Here is a 17,800-nt window from a genome sequence, read left to right as displayed (position 1 = left end):
GAAGTACATATACCTCTATACTACTAAAAATCAGAGTCTCCTTCAAGATTTATTTATGCCTTCAAGGCATGATTACTGCACGTTGACCTGCACCTTTTCCGCAGCGTCACAGATTTTATGCTCGGCCGCAAGCAGCTCCTTGGCTGCCTTTAGCTGCAGTTCAACCTGCTGATAGGAAGTTCCGCCAAAAGAATTGCGATTCTTGACACAAGTCTCCGGGCTGATAGCCTCCTGGATGTCTGCTTCAAATAATGGGGAAAGTTCTTTGAACTCCTCAAGCGTCATATCCTTCAGGTATTTCCCCTGGGCAATGCAATTATGAACCGCCGTACCGGACACCGCATGTGCCTGACGGAACGGCATGCCCTTCTTGACCAGATAGTCGGCCAAATCCGTAGCATTGGAGAAATCCTCCGCCACGGCCGTCATCATGACTTCCTTGCGGACCTTCATGCCGCGAATCAGCTGCGCATAGACAGCCAGGCTGAACTTCACGGTGTCGATGGCATCAAAGATCCCCTCTTTGTCTTCCTGAAGGTCTTTGTTATAAGCCAGCGGCAGGCCTTTGACCGTCGTCAGCATGGCCATCAGATGACCAATGACACGGCCGGTCTTGCCGCGCACCAATTCCGATACATCGGGGTTCTTCTTCTGCGGCATCATCGACGAGCCCGTGCAATGGGCATCGTCAAGCTCTACAAACGAGAACTCACGGCTGCACCAGAGGATTGTCTCCTCCGACAAACGCGACAGATGAACCATCAGAATGGAAGCCGCGCTCAAAAATTCCATGATGTAATCGCGGTCGCTTACGGCATCGAGGCTGTTGTTATAAATCGCCTCGAAGTTCAGCTGTTTTGCTACGAACTCGCGGTCAATCGGGAACGTCGTGCCTGCCAGTGCACCCGCACCGAGCGGCATGATGTCTGCCCGCTTATAGACGCCCTCAAATCTGGCAAAGTCACGCGAAAGCATTCCAAAATATGCCATCAGATGATGCGCAAACAGGATGGGCTGTGCCCGCTGCAAATGGGTGTAACCCGGCATGATGACATCGCCATATTTTTCCGCCGTCTCAACGAGTGCCTGCTGCAGGTTCTGGATTTCTTTCTGGACCTCCACCACCTGACGGCGCACATACATATGCGTGTCCAGTGCAACCTGGTCGTTGCGGCTGCGGGCCGTATGAAGACGGCCGCCAGCCTCACCGATAGCATCGGTCAGACGCTTTTCGATATTCATGTGGATATCTTCAAGGTCAACGGAAAAGTCAAATTCCCCGTTTTCAATCTGCGCCAAAATATCCTTGAGGCCAGCGATAATCTTATCCTTATCATCCACCGAAATGATACCGGCCTTGGCCAGCATCGTTGCATGTGCGATGCTGCCCGCGATATCCTCGTGATACATTCTCTTGTCGAAGCCTATGGACGCCTGGAACTCGTTGATCATCTCATCGGTGGTCTTCGTGAACCGGCCTCCCCACATTGCCTCGCTCATTTTCCTGTTTTCTCCTGCATGAGCGCACGTACCTTGAGCGGCAGGCCAAAGAGGTTGATGAAGCCCGTAGCATCGGCCTGGTTGTAAACATCGTCATGCTCGAACGTTACAAACTCCTGGCTGTACAGGGAATACGGGCTCTTGCTGCCGGCAGACATGATGTTGCCCTTGTAGAGTTTCAGTTTGACCGAACCCGTTACCGTCTGCTGCGTGCTGTTAACAAACGCATCGAGCGCCTCGCGCAGCTGGCAGAACCACATGCCATCGTAAACGAGCTCTGCATAGCGGATGCCAACCTGCTGTTTATAATGATAGGTCTGACGGTCAAGGCAGAGATACTCGAGTTCACGATGTGCATAGTAGAGCAGTGCTCCGCCCGGATTCTCATAAACGCCACGCGACTTCATGCCAACGAGACGGTTCTCGCAGATATCGACAACGCCAACACCGTTGCGTGCACCAATCTCATTGAGTTTCGTCAGCAGTTCCACTGCCCCGAGTTTCTCACCGTTTACCGCCACCGGCTCACCTTTTTCGAAATCGATGGTGACATACTCGGCTTTATCCGGAGCTTCCTCAACCGGTTTGGAAATCAATAGCATGCTGCTGTCCGGCTCGTTAGCCGGGTCCTCAAGATCGGAACCTTCATGGGACAGATGCCAGATATTGCGGTCCATCGAATATTTCTTGTTATCCGTTGCGATGGGAATACCATGTTTCTTGGCATACTCAATCTCTGCGCTGCGGGAGTCAAGATCCCACTCACGCCACGGCGCAATCAGCGTGATATTCGGAGCCAGTGCCTTGACCGTCAGTTCAAAACGAACCTGGTCGTTGCCTTTGCCCGTAGCACCATGCGCAATGGCATCTGCGCCCTCTTTTTTCGCAATTTCAACCAGCTTTTTGGCGATAATCGGACGAGCGAACGACGTGCCGAGCAGATATTTATCCTCATATACTGCACCAGCCTTAAGCGTCGGCCACACATAGCCCGTCAGGAACTCCTCGGTTAAATCACAGATATAGACCTTGGATGCACCAGATGCCAGCGCTTTATCATGAACAGCATCGAGCTCATCGCCCTGGCCGATGTCAGCACAAGCAGCGATAACTTCGCAGCCATCATAGTTTTCTTTGAGCCAGGGAATGATAACGGAGGTGTCAAGACCACCGGAATAAGCCAGTACGACTTTCTTAATCTGTTTCTTAGCCATAGAAATTTACCTCTTTTCCTTTACATTCAATATACCTAAAGCTTTATAAGAGTATCAGCACATCGTGAGTGCCATGATAGCCTTCTGCGTGTGCAGGCGGTTCTCTGCCTCGTCAAAGATGACATCGGCATTTGCTTCGAGAACCTCCTCCGTGATTTCCTCCCCGCGGTATGCCGGCAGGCAGTGCATGACGATAGCCCGTTTATCGGCCAGCGCCATCAATTCTTTGTTGACCTGATACGGAGCAAAGATTTTCTTGCGTGCCTCGTGCTCGTCTTCCTGTCCCATGCTGGCCCAGGTGTCAGTAACAACGATGTCTGCCCCCTTGACAGCTTCCTGCGGGTCCGTGATGACCGAAATAGAAGCGCCAGTCTGTTTGGCATCTTCGATGGCGTTCTTCATGACCGTCTCATCCGGACGATAATCCTCCGGCGTCGCTGCTACAAAGGTCATACCAGCCTTAGCACAGCCATACATATACGAGTTGGTCATATTGTTGCCATCGCCGACGTAGGCCATCTTAAGCCCCTTGAGATTCTTGCCCTTGTGCTCCTGAATCGTCAAAAGATCGGTGAGCACCTGGCAGGGATGCAAAAGATCCGTCAGCGCATTGATAACGGGGATATCCGCCCACTGGGCTAATTCCTCTACGCGGTCATGACCAAACGTGCGAATCATAATGCCATCGAGATAGCGGGAAAGCACGCGGGCTGTATCCTTGATGGGTTCACCGCGCCCCAGCTGCAGATCGCGGTTGGAGAGGAACAATGCCTGACCGCCCAGCTGATACATGCCAGTCTCGAAGGAAACTCGTGTACGCGTCGAGGATTTTTCAAAAATCATTCCCAAGGTCTTGCCTTTAAGCAGATGATGTTCAACGCCTGCTTTCTGTTTGGCCTTGAGCTCTTTTGCCAGTGTCAGGATTTCCTGCACTTCATCCACCGATAAGTCGTGGATGGATAACATATCTTTTCCTTTCAGCATACTTCAACCTCCGTTACTGTAACTCATGTCCGTCACTATTGCATATTATAACACTTTGTTTTTTGCTTGTGAAGAGGAAACTGCAAATATTTTGTATACATATACAAGAATTATGCATATTGACTCACAACTTCATCGAGAATATTCATTACCTCATCCACCTGTGCCTTCGTAATGATAAGCGGCGGAATGAACCGGAGCACTTTACCGGCGGTGCAGTTGATGATTGCGCCCTTCGCAAGGCAGCCATTGACGATATCGCGGCCGTGTTCCGGACTGGAAAGCTCCGCGCCCAAAATCAATCCGGTACCGCGGACATCCTTGATTAAGGCTGGATATTTTTTCATCAGTGCTTCGAGCTTGCCCTTGAAGTAGCTGCCGACTTCCTCAACCTGCTGAAGGAAATCCGCTTTCGGCACCGTATCGAGCACTACATTGGCAGCGGCGCATGCCAGCGGATTGCCGCCAAACGTCGTGCCATGGTCGCCCGGCTTGAAGGCTTTGGCAACTTCATCGGTTACGATAAACGCACCGATGGGAACGCCGCCAGCAAGCCCTTTGGCCAGCGTGACAATATCCGGTTTGACGCCGTATTTTTCATAAGCGAAGAACTTGCCCGTACGGCCGATACCTGCCTGGATTTCATCAAAAATCAGCAAAGCCTGATACTTATCGCAAAGCTCGCGAACTTTTTTCAGATAATCGCCGTCCGGCGTATGGACGCCGCCCTCACCCTGGATAGTCTCGAGCATGACTGCCGCCGTCTTGTCGCTCATCATGGACTCGAGCTCATCGATATCGTTGTAATGGACATAATCAAAGCCTTCCGGCAGCGGCCCGACACCCTCATGGTAATGAGGCTGGCCGGTAGCCGTAAGCGTGGCAATCGTACGCCCATGGAAGCTGTCCCAAGCCGTAATAATCTGCGACTTCTCGGAATTTATGCTATGCGCATATTTGCGGGCAATCTTAATTGCACCTTCATTTGCCTCCGCACCGGAATTGCCGAAAAAGGCTTTGCCCAAGCCGCTCAATTTAACCAATTTGCTGGCAGCATCTGCCTGCGGCTGCGTGTAGTAGAGATTCGAGCAGTGAATCAGCTTGCCAGCCTGCTCGGCCACCGCCTGAACGAGTGGCTGATAATTATGTCCCAGGACGTTGACGGCAATGCCGCCGAGAAAATCGATATATTTCTTGCCATTGTTATCCCAAGCGTATACACCGTTGCCATGGTCGAGGACAATCTTATAACGGTTAAAGACCGGAAGATAATTATCCTTGTCTTCCGAAAAAATAAGCTGGTCGGTTTCTTTCATGATAGTATCTCCTTATCTGACAACCTGCGTACCAATACCCTGTTCGGTAAACACCTCGAGGATGATCGAATGGTCAAGCCGGCCGTCAATGATATGCGTTTTGCCCGCGCCTTTTTCCAGCGCCGTAAGGCATGCCTCAACTTTCGGAATCATGCCGCCGGCAATGATTCCCTCTTTGATATACTGGCGTGCCTCGGGCAGATGCAGGGTGGATATAAACGTATTCTTATCGTTAAAATCCTTATAAATCCCTTCGATGTCGGTCAGCAGCAGCAATTTTTCTGCCTCAAGCGCTCCGGCAATCTCAGCGGCAACATAATCGGCATTGATGTTGTAGCTTTCGCCATTCTCGCCAACGCCAATCGGGGCGATGATTGGCACATAATCCTGATCAAGCAGGTCTTCAATAATTCCGGAGTTAATAGCCGCCACCTCACCGACATAGCCGATATCCACCTTTTTGGATTCTTCGCCCTCATAGACCGTAGCCAGTTTCTTGCGCGCCTGAATGAGTCCGGCATCCTTGCCGCTTAGGCCTACAGCCTTGACGCCGCGGCGGTTCAGCAGATTGACAATTTCCGAGTTGACCTTGCCATCCAAGACCATTTCGGCAATCTCTACGGTTTCCTCGTCGGTAACCCGCAGCCCCGCCACAAACGAGGACTGCTTACCGACCTTCTTGAGAAATCCCGTAATCTCTGGACCGCCGCCATGAACGATAACCGGACGGATGCCTACATATTTCATCAAGGCTACATCCTGCATGACTTTTTCCTTGAGGTCATCGTTAATCATGGCATTGCCGCCGTATTTTATCACAATCGTCTTGCCGTAAAACTCCTGGATATACGGCAGTGCTTCCACAAGGATTGCCGCCTTATCTTCTGGTTTAAACAAATCCATTCATCCCCTTCGGTATGCTATCAGGTGTGATACTCCCCGTTGATTTTCACGTACTCATAGGAGAAGTCACAAGTCCAGACCGTGGCCTCTTCTTCGCCGTCGCCCATATCGATATCAATGACGATATCATGCGCGGACATAACAGTGCGCAGCGCCTCTTCATCAAATGCAGCCCCGACGCCATTGGCATAGACCGGAATGCCGCCAAATTTCACCACCGTTTTCTGTGGGTCCATCGGCACGCCAGCATAGCCAACGGCACAAATTACGCGCCCCCAGTTCGGATCTTCACCAAAGAATGCCGTCTTGACAAGCGGGCTTTTGGCAACGCTCATCGCGATGGTCTTGGCATCTGCAAAGGATTTCGTTCCCTTGACATTGACCGTCAGAAATTTCGTTGCGCCCTCGCCATCGGCAGCAATGCGTTTGGCCAGCCCTTGGCAGATGGACTGCAGGGCATTCTTGAAGGTTTCATAATCGTCGCCTACAGCAGTGATTTTCGCATTGCCAGCTTCCCCGTTGGCCAATACAATGCACATATCGTTGGTGCTCATATCGCCGTCAATCGAAATCATATTGAAGGAGACCTCGACGATTTCCGACAGGGCTTGCTGCAGCAGCTTGCTGTCGATTGCCGCATCGGTCGTGATAAAGCAGAGCATCGTTGCCATATTCGGCTGAATCATGCCCGAACCCTTGGCAATCGCACCGAAGCGGACTTCCTTGCCGCCGATAGTCACTGTCGTTGCACAAGCCTTCGAATAGGTGTCCGTCGTAATGATGGCATTGCCAGCCTTTTCACTGCCATTTTCATCCAGTTCCGCTACTGCCTGTTTAAGGCCTTTTTCCATTTTATCCATCGGCAGATTTACACCGATGACGCCTGTCGAAGCTACAACGACATCATTGGCAGCACAGCCCAGTGCCTCGGCGGCAATTTTCTGCATAGCCAGTGCATCTTTCATGCCCTGCTCGCCCGTGCAGGCATTGGCACAGCCGGCATTTGCCGCAATCGCATGGGCCGTACCAGTCTTTACGACATCACGGGATACAAATACCGGAGCGGCCGCTACCGCATTCTGGGTAAACGTTCCGGCAATCGCTGCTTCCTTCTCCGTATAGATAACTGCTACGTCAAGATTGCCGCTCTTTTTGATGCCCGCTTTGACACCAGCAGCCTTAAATCCCTTCGGGAACGTAACGCCAGCTTTTACATTTTTCTCTGAAAACATAGTAACAAGTCCTTTCTATCATGGATACATCGGAACATAATCGAGTCCCGTTTTTTCCTCAAAACCACAAGCAATATTAAAATTCTGCACAGCCTGTCCGGCAGCACCTTTTACCAGATTGTCGATAACCGACAAAACGATTACGCGGTTCGTCCGCTCATCGATATGCCAGGCGATATCACAGAAATTAGACCCGCGGACATTTTTCGTCGAAGGATACGCCCCGCGCCCGAGCAGGCGGATGAAGTATTCTTTGCCATAAAGCTTTTCAAAGGCTGCATCCACGAGCTCTGGCTGAACGCCATCCTTTAATGACGCATAGCAGGTTGCCAAAATGCCGCGCGACATCGGCACGAGATGCGGCGTGAAGTTCAGCACCGTGGTCTCGCCCGACAAATCGGTGATAGCCTGCTCGATTTCCGGTGTGTGGCGGTGTTTGGCCACATTGTAGGCACGAAAATTGTCGTAGAGTTCCGGGAAGTGATTCGGCTGCTTGGCAGAACGCCCCGCGCCTGACACACCCGATTTGGCATCGACAATAATGGTATTTACATCAATCAAGTGCTGTTTTGCCAGCGGTGCGAGCGCGAGGATACTCGCCGTCGTAAAGCAGCCCGCATTGCCGATGATCTTCGCCTCGCGGATATCTTCGCGATAGAGTTCAGCCAGGCCATAGACCCGAACCGCATCGGTATGCGTATGCGGCACATGATACCAGGCTTCATAAACCGATGTATCCGCGAATCGGTAGTCCGCACCCAAATCGATGATGCGCACCGGTTTATCCGCCAGCGCCTTGCCCACTTCCATCGCATGGCCATGCGGCAAGCCGATAAATACGAAATCACTGTCACTGCCAATTGCTTCGATATCCTTCATGCTTTCAAGCTTCATATCGTAAAGCCCTCGCAAATGAGGATACAAATCACTGATATTCTCACCCGTATGGCTTTCGGACGTGATATGCACGACCTCAGCATCCGGATGATTGTATAGGATGCGTAAAAGCTCGGCCCCGGCATAACCGGTAGCGCCTAAGACACTGACCTTCATTCTGTTTCCTCCTTCGAATACCTAGAACTTTGTTCTGCTGGAATGGATACTGCAACTCTATTGTACCGCTTTTTGCCGTACTCTGTAAATGATGTTTATAATTATACATCCATACTGTATATTATTGCAAGTATTTTTTCCCAAAGTATTCCTTTATACAAAAATTGATGAAGAAAACACCTGGCAGACGTGTTATAATAAGGAGCAATCCACGAAACAAAGGAGAACTCTATGAAAAAAACAAAAAAACGAAGGCTGGGCCTGCGCCTCCTTCGCTTCGTCTTTTTACTCATTTTGATATTCTTCCTGGCCTTTTTCCTGGCCGGCGGCTCCTCAGTATTCTCACCGAAAACCTGGCAGCATCTCGGTGACTTCCTGCCAAAGGTCGAAGCGCGGCTCCCAGCCATCCAGCAGACGGATTCGCAGGTTGCCGTCAGCACGACGGACCGCATCAGCCGTTTTATCTTCATCAAACGAGCCGTTGATGCCCGTATTGACCATGAAAACTACGTCAAGATACGCGATATTCCCGAATCCCTGCAACAGGCTATCGTCGCCGTGGAAGACACGCGCTTTTACAGCCATCACGGCTTCGATATCCAAGGAATCATGCGGGCCACGCTGGTCAACCTCCAATACGGTCAGATTGAAGAAGGCGCGAGCACCATCACCCAGCAGCTGGTCAAAAATCTTTTCCTCTCCAACGAACAGTCCTACGGGCGCAAGGCTGAAGAACTGCTGCTGGCACTCGACATCGAAGCCAACTACAGCAAGGACGAAATCCTTGAGCTCTACCTCAACACCATCTACTATGGTTCCAACTACTACGGCATCGGCCCAGCCGCCGAAGGCTACTTTGGCAAAAAGCCTTCCGCACTCCAGCTGCCCGAATCGGCCATGCTGGCAGGCCTTCCCAACGCACCCTCGCTCTACTCGCCCTATGTCGACTTCCTCATGGCGAAAAAACGCCAATTCGTCGTCATCGACGCTATGGAGCATAACGGCTACATTGACGAAAGTACTGCGGCCTCGGCCAAAATCAAGCCAATCTATCTCGCGCATTAAAAAAGACTTCCCATTGGGAAGTCTTTTTTAATTATTTCTTTTTGCTGTTATTCTTGAGCTGTTCCGTTGCCGCGCGTTCGAAGTGCTTGTAGAACTGCTCGCACATGTTGTTGTACGTTGCCACCGTATTGCCCTCACTGCTGTTGGCGCGAATCTCATAGGTGAACAGAAGCTCATCGCTGCCGGCTTTATAAACATCAAAGAAGAACGTCGTACGGCCGCTGTTAGCCACCGTCAGAACGACGTAGGCATCGGCATAATTGCCAACATTTTCTTTGAACACCTTGGCGGCCTGGCGGCGGTCAAGGGATTTGATGTCGACATTCGATGCTTTCTTTATCCCCTCGGCTACCGTATCATAGGATGCAACATAACTATGCGATACCCGGCTGGCATCAAAAATAATCTGCGTCAGCATTGCCTTATCCGGCGACTGCGGGTCTACCTGCTGATAGCGCGGCGCAGCGACAGCCAGGCGCTTGATTGTCGTGATATCGGCTCCATCCTGAACGGTTGTCTTATCCGCATTGGCAAAAGCCACCTGCGTGCTGAATACGACCAGGCAAAGCGCAACCATCATCTGAACGATTTTCTTCATGGACTTTCCCTCCATAATATAGATTGTTTGCGAATCCGTCTCGCATTATTTTTATTCTACACTATTTTCGCCGAATCTTCCAGCAACTCATCAAACTTTAATCCGATAAAGCGGTCAAGAATCCGGATAAATCCTTCGCTCCACCGCCTTTGCCGTCGGCGTTGTGGCAAGACCGCCCTCACTCGTTTCACGCAGTGATTTCGGCAAGGACTTGCCGATGCGGTTCATAGCATCAATAACCTCATCCACCGGTATCACCGAACGGATTCCCGCCAGCGTCATATCGGCGGCAAGCATGGCCTCCACCACCGCAAAGCCATTGCGCTTGACACAGGGAACTTCGACGAGCCCCGCTACAGGGTCGCAGACGAGCCCTAACAGATTCTTGATGGAAAGCGCGCAGGCATTGCCGACCATCGACGGCGTGCCGCCCGCAAGTTCCACGAGCGCCCCCGCCGCCATGCCAGCTGCCGTACCGCACTCGGCCTGACAGCCACCCTCGGCACCAGCAATCGAGGCGTTCTGATCCACCACCATGCCGATTCCAGCCGCCGTAAAGAGCGCTTTTATAATCACCTCATCCGAAAGCTTCCGCTCCTCCCGCGCCGCATAAAGCGCGGCCGGCACAATGCCGCAGGAACCGGCCGTCGGGCAGGCAACAATGCGGCCCATAACCGCATTTACTTCACTAATTCCCACCGCATAGGCGGCAGCGGCTAAGGCCTGCGTCCCCAGATAGCCTTTTTCTTTGCCAGCAAACAGCTTCTTCGAATCGCCGCCCGTGAGTCCGCTGACCGAATGCTCGGTATTTTTTATACCGCGCTTAATCGACGCCTGCATCACGGCCCAATTCTGCTGCATTAGCTCGATTATTGCCGCCCGCGGCCGCTGGCTTACATGCATCTCCCGCGCAATGACGATTTCATGAATCGGCAATTCCTTTTCTTCCGCCATTGCGATGAGTTCCCCCATCGTATTGAAATTAATCATCGTAATCTTCCATCCTCACATCAGATTGCCGGAATCGTAAAGGCATTTTCCACCTCGTAAACCTCGCGGCACTCCTCCATCACTTCATCGGCCGGCTGGTCATCCAGCTCCATAATCATCATGGCCGTCTCGCCGCGATTCTGTCTGGACACGCGCATAAAGGCGATATTCACCTCATAGCGGGACAAAATCTGCGTGACCTGCGTGATAACGCCGGGACGGTCGCGATGAATCGTAATAAGCGCCGGATATTGCCCCGTGAGTTCCACCGAATACCCATCGATGTTCGTAATCAGGATATTGCCGCCGCCCACTGATGCACCGCGCACGCGGGCCACGCGGCCCGTAGCCCCGACCAGATAAATGACCGCCGTATTGGGATGCGCCCCTTCAAGATTCACCGTCTGAAAACTAAAATCCAACCCCTGCTGCTGCGCCAGCATCAGCGCATCGCGAATGCGTTCATCCTCGGGAGAAAAACCAAGAATCCCCGCAATCAGCGCCTTATCCGTACCATGTCCGCGATAAGTCTGGGCAAACGAGCCGTGCAGATTGATTTCTGCCTTCACCGCCGGTTCTCCCAAAATCTTGCGGGCCATCAAGCCCAGCCGCACCGCACCTGCCGTATGCGAACTGGACGGGCCAATCATCACGGGACCTACAATATCAAACACGCCATGCATGTCTATCACCTCTAACGACAAAGCCTTCCCCCGCAGGGGAAGGCTGTTATTTCTTATGTTTTTGCTGCTTATTTCAGGAGCCCGTGGTTTCTGAGGGCTACCTCAAGTTTTGCCTCATGTTCCGGCTCCATCTCGCAGAGTGGCATGCGCAGCGGACCAGCATCATAGCCGAGCTTGCGCATCGCAACTTTGACCGGAATCGGATTGACTTCGCAGAACAGTGCATCGATGAGGTCAGCATACTCAATCTGCATCTTGGCCGCTTTTTCCGTATCCCCATCAAAGAAAGCCTGGCACATATCGTGCGTCTCTTTCGGCGCTACGTTGGAGAGCACTGAGATAACGCCCTTGCCGCCGAGGGACAGAATCGGCACAATCTGGTCGTCGTTACCAGAATAGAGAACCAAATCGTCGCCAACCGCAGCCTTGAGGCGCAGAATCTTCGACAAATCGCCGTTTGCCTCTTTGACAGCTACGATATTCGGATGTTTCGAGAGCTTGACATAAGACTCCGTGGAAATGCTTACCCCCGTACGGGACGGTACATCATAAAGAACAATCGGAATGTTGACCGCATCGGCAATCGCCGTGTAGTGCGCCACCAGGCCTTTCTGCGTGCACTTGTTGTAATACGGCGTAACCACCAGCAGGGCATCTGCACCAACTTCTTCTGCGTACTTCGACAGCGCCACTGCATACGACGTCTCGTTCGACCCCGTACCAGCGATAACCGGAATACGGCCCTTAACCTGCTCCACCGCAAACTTGATAGCGGCGCGATGCTCGGCATCCGACATCGTAGCAGATTCTCCCGACGTACCCGTGATTACGATGGCATCCGTACCACCTTTAATCTGGTCCTCGATGATGCGGCCAAGTTCCGGAAAATTAATACCGTCTTCCGTGAATGGCGTAATAATTGCGACACCAGCGCCCGTGAAAATTGGTTTCTTCATGAAAAAGCCTCCCACATATGAGTCTATTTGCTTTCAATCGTTCTTATCATTATCCCATGATATTTAGGCAAAGTCAACGCATCCAAGGCGTTAAAGTGCAGAATGAACCGCAGCAAACAGCTGCTTGTTCTCTTCAATCTTCTCCTGCCCGCCAAATACGCAAAGGACATTCTGTTTCATGCAGGCATCCACGAGATCTGCCAGCTTGCGGACATCCTGCTGCCGCGTGGCGAGAATCTCGTCACGGTTCTTCTGGCGGTCGGCTTTTGTAATGCCGCGCATCCAGCAGGTAACGGCAGCACTGCCCTTCATCTGCGGCGTCAGCGGCGTATCCACACCACTCATAGTACCGATGATGAATTTATCCATCTCGCGCTCCGATGCCTCGAAGTTGCGGATATAATCCGCCGTCCCGTCAAAGACAGCCAGCGTCTCGGCAAGATTCGGGTCGCGATAGGAACTGAAATACATCATGCCATTGCGGTTAAAGCTCGTAAACGCGCCATAAGCACCGCCCTGTACGCGAATCTTCGTCCAGAAATAATCATAGCGGAGAAGCGTCTCCAAAACATGCATCGTTCCCGTAAACTCATAGCCAAGTTTCAGGAAGTTTGCGCCCTTGCCCACATACTGGACGCGACTCGAAGACGTAAGGCCTTCGTTGAGCGGTGCCAGCTCCCAACTGTAGTCCTGCACCGGATATACCGTATGGCAAAGCCCCTCCTGGAAGGATGCCACTTCCTTCGCCGTTGCCGGATAGTCAGTCTCCCGCTCGGTCAGCGCCACAATCAGCCCATCGGTATTGAAGAGTTTCGGCAGTATATCGGCAAATACCACCTGCATTTTGGCAAGTTCTTCGTCAAAATTCGCCAAAATGCCCTTCACGAACTGATAGAATGGCAGCCCGCCTTCTTCGGCAAAACGGCCAGCCTTCGAAAGATAGGATGCCAGCCGCGATGCTACCACCTGATGTGCCGAGCGCTGGAGGTTCAGCTCCATAGCCGCCTGCTCCTGGTCTAACAGTTCGCGGACACGTTTTTTATCCGAATACTTACTCTTCGTGAGAATCTCCTGCAACAGGGAAAGAAGTTCCGGCAGTTTCTCCTTGAGCACTTTCGCCTTGATGCGAAACGTCGGCTGGCAGGAATCCGGCTCACCCGACTTCGTATAAGTCACGATATCGTAGGCAATGCCGCCCGTATGCAGGTTCTTGAGATTCGCAAGTTCTGCATAGGTATGCGCCTCGGTATCGACACTGCCGATAAGCTCACTGAGCAGGAATGCATACGGAAGCTGCTCCTTAGTGATTTTTGACGCGTCAAAAATCAGCGTCAGATAGACAATGCCATGCGTCTCCACATCGCTGAAAAGCACTTTCGTGCCGTCAAGCTCTAGTTCCTTGAGCGGCAAATCATACGCTTCTTTGCGGATATCCGAAAGCTTCAGCACCGGAATCGTCGCCAGCGCCTCCTCCGTCTCCGGACTCTGCTGGCGTTCCTTAAGGGCCTTGGTCGTCTCGATAATCTGCTGGATTTTCTCCGCCGACATCGAAGCCTTCTTCGCCGCGAGTTCCTCTGCCTGCTTAGCCTCGCGCTCCGCCGCCATCGTCGTGCTCGGGCTAAGCGTCAAGAGTACCGCATGGGAATTGCGCAGGAAATACTTGCGGATAAGCTCCTCAAAGTAGCCATTTTCCAGGCCATTTTTCAGCTCAGCCAGCACCTTTTCATAACGCAGGCTCTCCTCCGGACTGCCGCCATAGAGCCACGTTCTCATCGCGCGGATGCCGTAGATGAGTCCCTTCGGGGCCGAACCGAAATCCGATTCACGCAGACGGAACTCCAAAAGATTCATCGACGCTTCCATCAGCGTGCGGTCAAGGCCCTTATCGGCCAGTTTCTTGAGTGTATCCATGACGATGCCATAGAAACGCTCAGCCCGGTCAGCCTCCGAATTGCTGACCATAATGCTAAAGAACGGCTGGAGCATATCATCTTCAAACGTCGAATCGACATCCTTGCCGAGCTTGGCATCAATCAGCGCCTTGCGCAGCGGAGCCGCCGGTGTGCGTAGCAGCGCATGCTCCAAAATCTCAAGGCCGACCATATCCGTAGTATCCAGGCTCTCACCCACTACCCAGCTAAGGGATAGGAACGATTTTTCCGCCGTTTCTTCCTCCGCTCCAATCGGATAGGAAAGCTGCTCGCGCTTAACCTCGGCAAACGCTGTCTGCCGGTCAATACGCGACGGCACCGGAATGCGGTCAAACTGACTGAGGTACTCCGCATCCAGATAAGCGAGCTTTTCTTCAATATCCATATCACCGTAGAGATAAATATAGCTGTTCGACGGATGATAGTATTTGCTATGGAAGCCCGTAAACATCTCCTGCGTCAGCTGCGGAATAGCCTCCGGGTCACCACCGGATTCAAACCCATACGTCGTATCCGGATAAAGCGCCGTCATAATGCGGCTCTGCAATAAATCGTCCGGAGCCGAAAGCGCGCCTTTCATCTCATTGTAGACAACACCACTGTACTGCAGCGGATCTTCCGGCTTTTCAATCTCATAATGCCACCCTTCCTGCATGAGGACCTGCGGATTCTCCCGCATATTCGGATAGAACACCGCATCGAGGTAAACATCCATGAGATTCTGGAAATCCTTATCGTTGCGGCTCGCCACCGGATACATCGTCTTATCCGGATACGTCATCGCGTTGAGGAAGGTATTCAGAGACCCTTTCACCAGCTCGACAAACGGTTCCTTGAGCGGATATTTGCGGCTGCCGCAGAGCGTCGAATGCTCCACAATGTGCGCCACACCCGTATCATCTACCGGCGGCGTGCGGAAAGAAATCGAAAAAACTTTATTATCATCGTCATTCTGCAGGAAAAACAACTGGGCGCCGCTCTTCTCATGCTCGAAGAACCAGGCCGTGGAATCCGTCTCGGGAATGACACTCTTACGTATAACTTTAAATCCATGTATTATGTCTTTTACGTTCAACAAAAGGCCTCCTCTATTTATATCATTTATCTATTATACCATAGAACCCTCTTGCAGTAACCCCTGCAGCTCTTCTCTGGTCACCGCATACGTTCCAAGTCTTGCGACAACCCGGCTGGCTGCAAGATTAGCCAAATACGCGCCTTCCTGCGGGCTAAGACCCCCGGCCAGTGCCAGGGCAAACACAGCCGCAATCGTATCGGTAGCACCCAATACATCAAACAGCTCCTGCGCTTTGGTCGGAATATGTTTGATGACGCTGTCGCCCACCAGCGAAAGGCCTTTTTCCGAACGCGTCATGATGACATTTCGTACCTTATACTTCCGCATAAGATAATGCGCCGCCTTCTCCACCTTGGCGTCCTCATTGTCAATTGGCTGCAGCAGCGCCTGATTCACGCGCTTCATATTGGCCACGATGTAATCAGCATGCGCATAATTCACCCAATTGTGACCGCTCATATCCACGACAACCGGCACCCCGTGATTATGACAGAGCTCGATGATTTTTGCACAAGTCTTTTCCGTGCAGGCGCCATTGTCATGGTCGGAAATCACCACGCAGTCCAGACTCTCATTGAGCTTTTCGGCAATAAAGCGGCGGAAGGACTCCGCATCCTCGTCAGCCATAGGGCCTACCTGCTCAAAATCCAAACGGAACATCTGCTGATTGCCGCTCATAATGCGCACCTTCGTCGTCGTTGGGCGGTCCGTGCGGATAAGACCGGCACTATCGATTCCATAATCGGCGAGCTTTTCCACCATGCTCACACAATGGGCGTCGTCGCCGACGAATCCCGACAGCCCCGTCTTACAGCCAAGCACCGACAAGTTATAGGCAATATTGGCACCGCCGCCAAGCTTTTCCGCCGAGGAATTTACCCGCGTAATCGGCACCGGCGCCTCCCCGGAGATACGCGTGACCTCGCCATAATAATATTTATCCAGCATGATATCGCCAACCACCAGCACCTTGCAAGCCGACGTCTTCTCATCCAGGAATTGGCATAATCTCTGATTATCCATAACGCATCCTCCCCACATCATATTTATGCTTAATGTATTCGCGCCGCAAAGATAAAATCCTGCCAATATGCTTTCACACCAAGCTTTTATGTATACATCACATCTTATAGAATTTATGTTCCGAATATGGTAGAATATATGTGTGGAGAACATATATTTCTCTGTAATACCTCTATGCATATTGCAGAGGCATCTATCATTCTTTATAATATAAGAAAGGAAGGATTACCATGAAGCAGAGTCGTGTCCCTACCGTACGTTCCTATGACCCCACCAACGATTTGCTTTTCAAGTTCGTCTTTGGTCGCGAAGAGCGTAAAAACATCACCTTGCAACTCATCAATGATATTCTTGGGCGTGACGGTGACGATGCATTTGTCGATCTACAATTCCATAATACGGAACTATCTCCCGACAAACAATCTGATAAACTCGGACGCCTTGATATTTTCGGCATTCTAAGCGACGGCAGCCGCATCGACATTGAAATGCAGGTAGTCAATCGACGCAACATGGAAAAACGTACACTGTTCTATTGGTCGCACATGTACCTGCATTTTGATTCACTCCACACCGGTGATAATTACGGCACACTGAAACCTGCTATTTCCATCAACATCCTGCGCTACAGCTTTCTTCCCCAGGATGATCCGCATGCAGCCTATGTCCTATACAACCCAGAAACCCACCATCGCCTGACCGATGACCTTGAAATCCACTTTCTCGAAATTCCCAAATACAAGGATAAACCCGTCCAATCTATGGACCGTATCGAAAAATGGCTAGCTTTTTTCGCCAATAAACTTGATGAAAACCAAAAGGAGGAACTCGCAATGAAAAATACAGCCATCAAAGATGCTATGCAGGCATCTGACCGCTATATCATGGACGATGCTGCCTATCGAGAATATATAGCTCGCGAATCTGCCATCTGGGACTACAACAGCGACCTCAAAGCAAACCTTGCCGAAGGATTCAAACAAGGCCGTGAGGCAGGCATGAAGCAAGGGCTTGAGCAAGGGCTTGAGCAAGGGCTTGAGCAAGGGCTTGAGCAGGGGCTTGAGCAGGGGCTTGAGCAGGGACGCACCGAGGGCGAACAAAAAGCACGCGAAGCTGCCGCCCTTGACATGCTGCGCGACAATATGGACATCAACCTGATCATGAAATACACTAACCTGTCCCCCGAGCGTATTGCTGAGCTTGCCCAAGAATTATAACGCCCCCGCGGAATAGCAAGGAACCGCCATTCTCAATTTGAGGAGAACGGCGGTTCC

General features: G+C 51.7%; 15 protein-coding genes. 2 read left to right on the top strand and 13 right to left on the bottom strand.

Going from position 1 to position 17,800, the window contains the following annotated elements:
* Nucleotides 1–72: 72 nt before the first annotated feature.
* The 7 genes from argH to argC form a co-directional block, all read right to left on the bottom strand.
* A complete protein-coding gene (gene argH / locus FZ040_RS00375) occupies nucleotides 73–1,500 on the bottom strand; it encodes an argininosuccinate lyase (protein ID WP_149170174.1) in 1,428 nt (475 codons plus the stop codon).
* Complete coding sequence (locus FZ040_RS00370) at nucleotides 1,497–2,714, bottom strand: argininosuccinate synthase (RefSeq protein WP_149170173.1); 1,218 nt, start codon at nucleotides 2,712–2,714, stop codon at nucleotides 1,497–1,499. The genes argH and FZ040_RS00370 overlap by 4 nt, the downstream gene beginning before the upstream one ends.
* A 54-nt stretch (nucleotides 2,715–2,768) precedes the next feature.
* Nucleotides 2,769–3,698: an ornithine carbamoyltransferase gene (gene argF / locus FZ040_RS00365; protein ID WP_149170172.1), complete on the bottom strand. Its 930-nt coding sequence runs from the start codon at nucleotides 3,696–3,698 to the stop codon at nucleotides 2,769–2,771.
* 110 nt (nucleotides 3,699–3,808) lie between these two features.
* Nucleotides 3,809–5,014 (bottom strand): acetylornithine transaminase, encoded by a 1,206-nt coding sequence (locus tag FZ040_RS00360; RefSeq protein WP_149170171.1) that lies wholly within the window; start codon nucleotides 5,012–5,014, stop codon nucleotides 3,809–3,811.
* 12 nt (nucleotides 5,015–5,026) lie between these two features.
* A complete protein-coding gene (argB, locus tag FZ040_RS00355; RefSeq protein ID WP_439653897.1) occupies nucleotides 5,027–5,917 on the bottom strand; it encodes an acetylglutamate kinase in 891 nt (296 codons plus the stop codon).
* A gap of 20 nt (nucleotides 5,918–5,937) precedes the next feature.
* Nucleotides 5,938–7,149: a bifunctional glutamate N-acetyltransferase/amino-acid acetyltransferase ArgJ gene (gene argJ / locus FZ040_RS00350; RefSeq protein ID WP_149170169.1), complete on the bottom strand. Its 1,212-nt coding sequence runs from the start codon at nucleotides 7,147–7,149 to the stop codon at nucleotides 5,938–5,940.
* Between the two features lie 18 nt (nucleotides 7,150–7,167).
* Nucleotides 7,168–8,202 (bottom strand): N-acetyl-gamma-glutamyl-phosphate reductase, encoded by a 1,035-nt coding sequence (argC, locus tag FZ040_RS00345; protein WP_149170168.1) that lies wholly within the window; start codon nucleotides 8,200–8,202, stop codon nucleotides 7,168–7,170.
* 231 nt (nucleotides 8,203–8,433) lie between these two features.
* Here argC and FZ040_RS00340 point away from each other — a divergent pair, with 231 nt between their 5' ends.
* Nucleotides 8,434–9,267 carry a transglycosylase domain-containing protein gene (locus FZ040_RS00340; RefSeq protein WP_149170167.1) on the top strand — a complete coding sequence of 278 codons (834 nt, stop codon included), beginning with the start codon at nucleotides 8,434–8,436 and terminating at the stop codon, nucleotides 9,265–9,267.
* A 31-nt stretch (nucleotides 9,268–9,298) separates the two neighbouring features.
* Here the strand turns inward: FZ040_RS00340 and FZ040_RS00335 are convergent, their stop codons facing one another.
* The 6 genes from FZ040_RS00335 to FZ040_RS00310 all read right to left on the bottom strand — a co-directional run bounded on the left by FZ040_RS00335 (nucleotide 9,299) and on the right by FZ040_RS00310 (nucleotide 16,526).
* Nucleotides 9,299–9,865, bottom strand: coding sequence for a coenzyme F(420) biosynthesis enzyme (locus FZ040_RS00335; protein ID WP_149170166.1), 567 nt, complete (start codon nucleotides 9,863–9,865; stop codon nucleotides 9,299–9,301).
* A 114-nt stretch (nucleotides 9,866–9,979) separates the two neighbouring features.
* Nucleotides 9,980–10,855, bottom strand: a complete 876-nt coding sequence (gene sdaAA / locus FZ040_RS00330; protein ID WP_149170165.1) for an L-serine ammonia-lyase, iron-sulfur-dependent, subunit alpha — start codon at nucleotides 10,853–10,855, stop codon at nucleotides 9,980–9,982.
* 20 nt (nucleotides 10,856–10,875) lie between these two features.
* Nucleotides 10,876–11,538 (bottom strand): L-serine ammonia-lyase, iron-sulfur-dependent subunit beta, encoded by a 663-nt coding sequence (sdaAB, locus tag FZ040_RS00325; protein ID WP_149170164.1) that lies wholly within the window; start codon nucleotides 11,536–11,538, stop codon nucleotides 10,876–10,878.
* A 68-nt stretch (nucleotides 11,539–11,606) separates the two neighbouring features.
* On the bottom strand, nucleotides 11,607–12,494 hold the full coding sequence (gene dapA / locus FZ040_RS00320) for a 4-hydroxy-tetrahydrodipicolinate synthase (protein ID WP_149170163.1): 888 nt from the start codon (nucleotides 12,492–12,494) through the stop codon (nucleotides 11,607–11,609).
* A 90-nt stretch (nucleotides 12,495–12,584) separates the two neighbouring features.
* On the bottom strand, nucleotides 12,585–15,500 hold the full coding sequence (locus FZ040_RS00315) for an insulinase family protein (protein ID WP_149170162.1): 2,916 nt from the start codon (nucleotides 15,498–15,500) through the stop codon (nucleotides 12,585–12,587).
* Nucleotides 15,501–15,533: 33 nt separating this feature from the next.
* Nucleotides 15,534–16,526 carry a bifunctional heptose 7-phosphate kinase/heptose 1-phosphate adenyltransferase gene (locus FZ040_RS00310; protein WP_149170161.1) on the bottom strand — a complete coding sequence of 331 codons (993 nt, stop codon included), beginning with the start codon at nucleotides 16,524–16,526 and terminating at the stop codon, nucleotides 15,534–15,536.
* A 230-nt stretch (nucleotides 16,527–16,756) separates the two neighbouring features.
* Between FZ040_RS00310 and FZ040_RS00305 the strand changes: the two genes are divergently transcribed.
* Nucleotides 16,757–17,743: an Rpn family recombination-promoting nuclease/putative transposase gene (locus tag FZ040_RS00305; RefSeq protein WP_149170160.1), complete on the top strand. Its 987-nt coding sequence runs from the start codon at nucleotides 16,757–16,759 to the stop codon at nucleotides 17,741–17,743.
* The last annotated feature ends 57 nt before the right edge of the window (nucleotides 17,744–17,800 follow it).

The sequence above is a fragment of the Pseudoselenomonas ruminis genome (assembly GCF_008271295.1).
Taxonomy (GTDB): domain Bacteria; phylum Bacillota; class Negativicutes; order Selenomonadales; family Selenomonadaceae; genus Selenomonas_A; species Selenomonas_A ruminis.
The sequence above is the reverse complement of the archived record's forward strand: the minus strand, read 5'-3'. Positions and strand labels throughout refer to the sequence as shown.

Excerpts from the sequence above, each read along its gene's own strand:
- FZ040_RS00335 (WP_149170166.1), bottom strand. The coding sequence starts at position 9,865 with ATGAAGAAAATCGTTCAGATGATGGTTGCGCTTTGCCTGGTCGTATTC.
- argF (WP_149170172.1), bottom strand. The coding sequence starts at position 3,698 with ATGCTGAAAGGAAAAGATATGTTATCCATCCACGACTTATCGGTGGAT.
- FZ040_RS00310 (WP_149170161.1), bottom strand. The coding sequence starts at position 16,526 with ATGGATAATCAGAGATTATGCCAATTCCTGGATGAGAAGACGTCGGCT.
- FZ040_RS00340 (WP_149170167.1), top strand. The coding sequence starts at position 8,434 with ATGAAAAAAACAAAAAAACGAAGGCTGGGCCTGCGCCTCCTTCGCTTC.
- FZ040_RS00305 (WP_149170160.1), top strand. The coding sequence starts at position 16,757 with ATGAAGCAGAGTCGTGTCCCTACCGTACGTTCCTATGACCCCACCAAC.
- argJ (WP_149170169.1), bottom strand. The coding sequence starts at position 7,149 with ATGTTTTCAGAGAAAAATGTAAAAGCTGGCGTTACGTTCCCGAAGGGA.
- argB (WP_439653897.1), bottom strand. The coding sequence starts at position 5,917 with ATGGATTTGTTTAAACCAGAAGATAAGGCGGCAATCCTTGTGGAAGCA.
- argC (WP_149170168.1), bottom strand. The coding sequence starts at position 8,202 with ATGAAGGTCAGTGTCTTAGGCGCTACCGGTTATGCCGGGGCCGAGCTT.
- dapA (WP_149170163.1), bottom strand. The coding sequence starts at position 12,494 with ATGAAGAAACCAATTTTCACGGGCGCTGGTGTCGCAATTATTACGCCA.
- argH (WP_149170174.1), bottom strand. The coding sequence starts at position 1,500 with ATGAGCGAGGCAATGTGGGGAGGCCGGTTCACGAAGACCACCGATGAG.
- FZ040_RS00370 (WP_149170173.1), bottom strand. The coding sequence starts at position 2,714 with ATGGCTAAGAAACAGATTAAGAAAGTCGTACTGGCTTATTCCGGTGGT.
- FZ040_RS00360 (WP_149170171.1), bottom strand. The coding sequence starts at position 5,014 with ATGAAAGAAACCGACCAGCTTATTTTTTCGGAAGACAAGGATAATTAT.
- sdaAB (WP_149170164.1), bottom strand. The coding sequence starts at position 11,538 with ATGCATGGCGTGTTTGATATTGTAGGTCCCGTGATGATTGGCCCGTCC.
- sdaAA (WP_149170165.1), bottom strand. The coding sequence starts at position 10,855 with ATGATTAATTTCAATACGATGGGGGAACTCATCGCAATGGCGGAAGAA.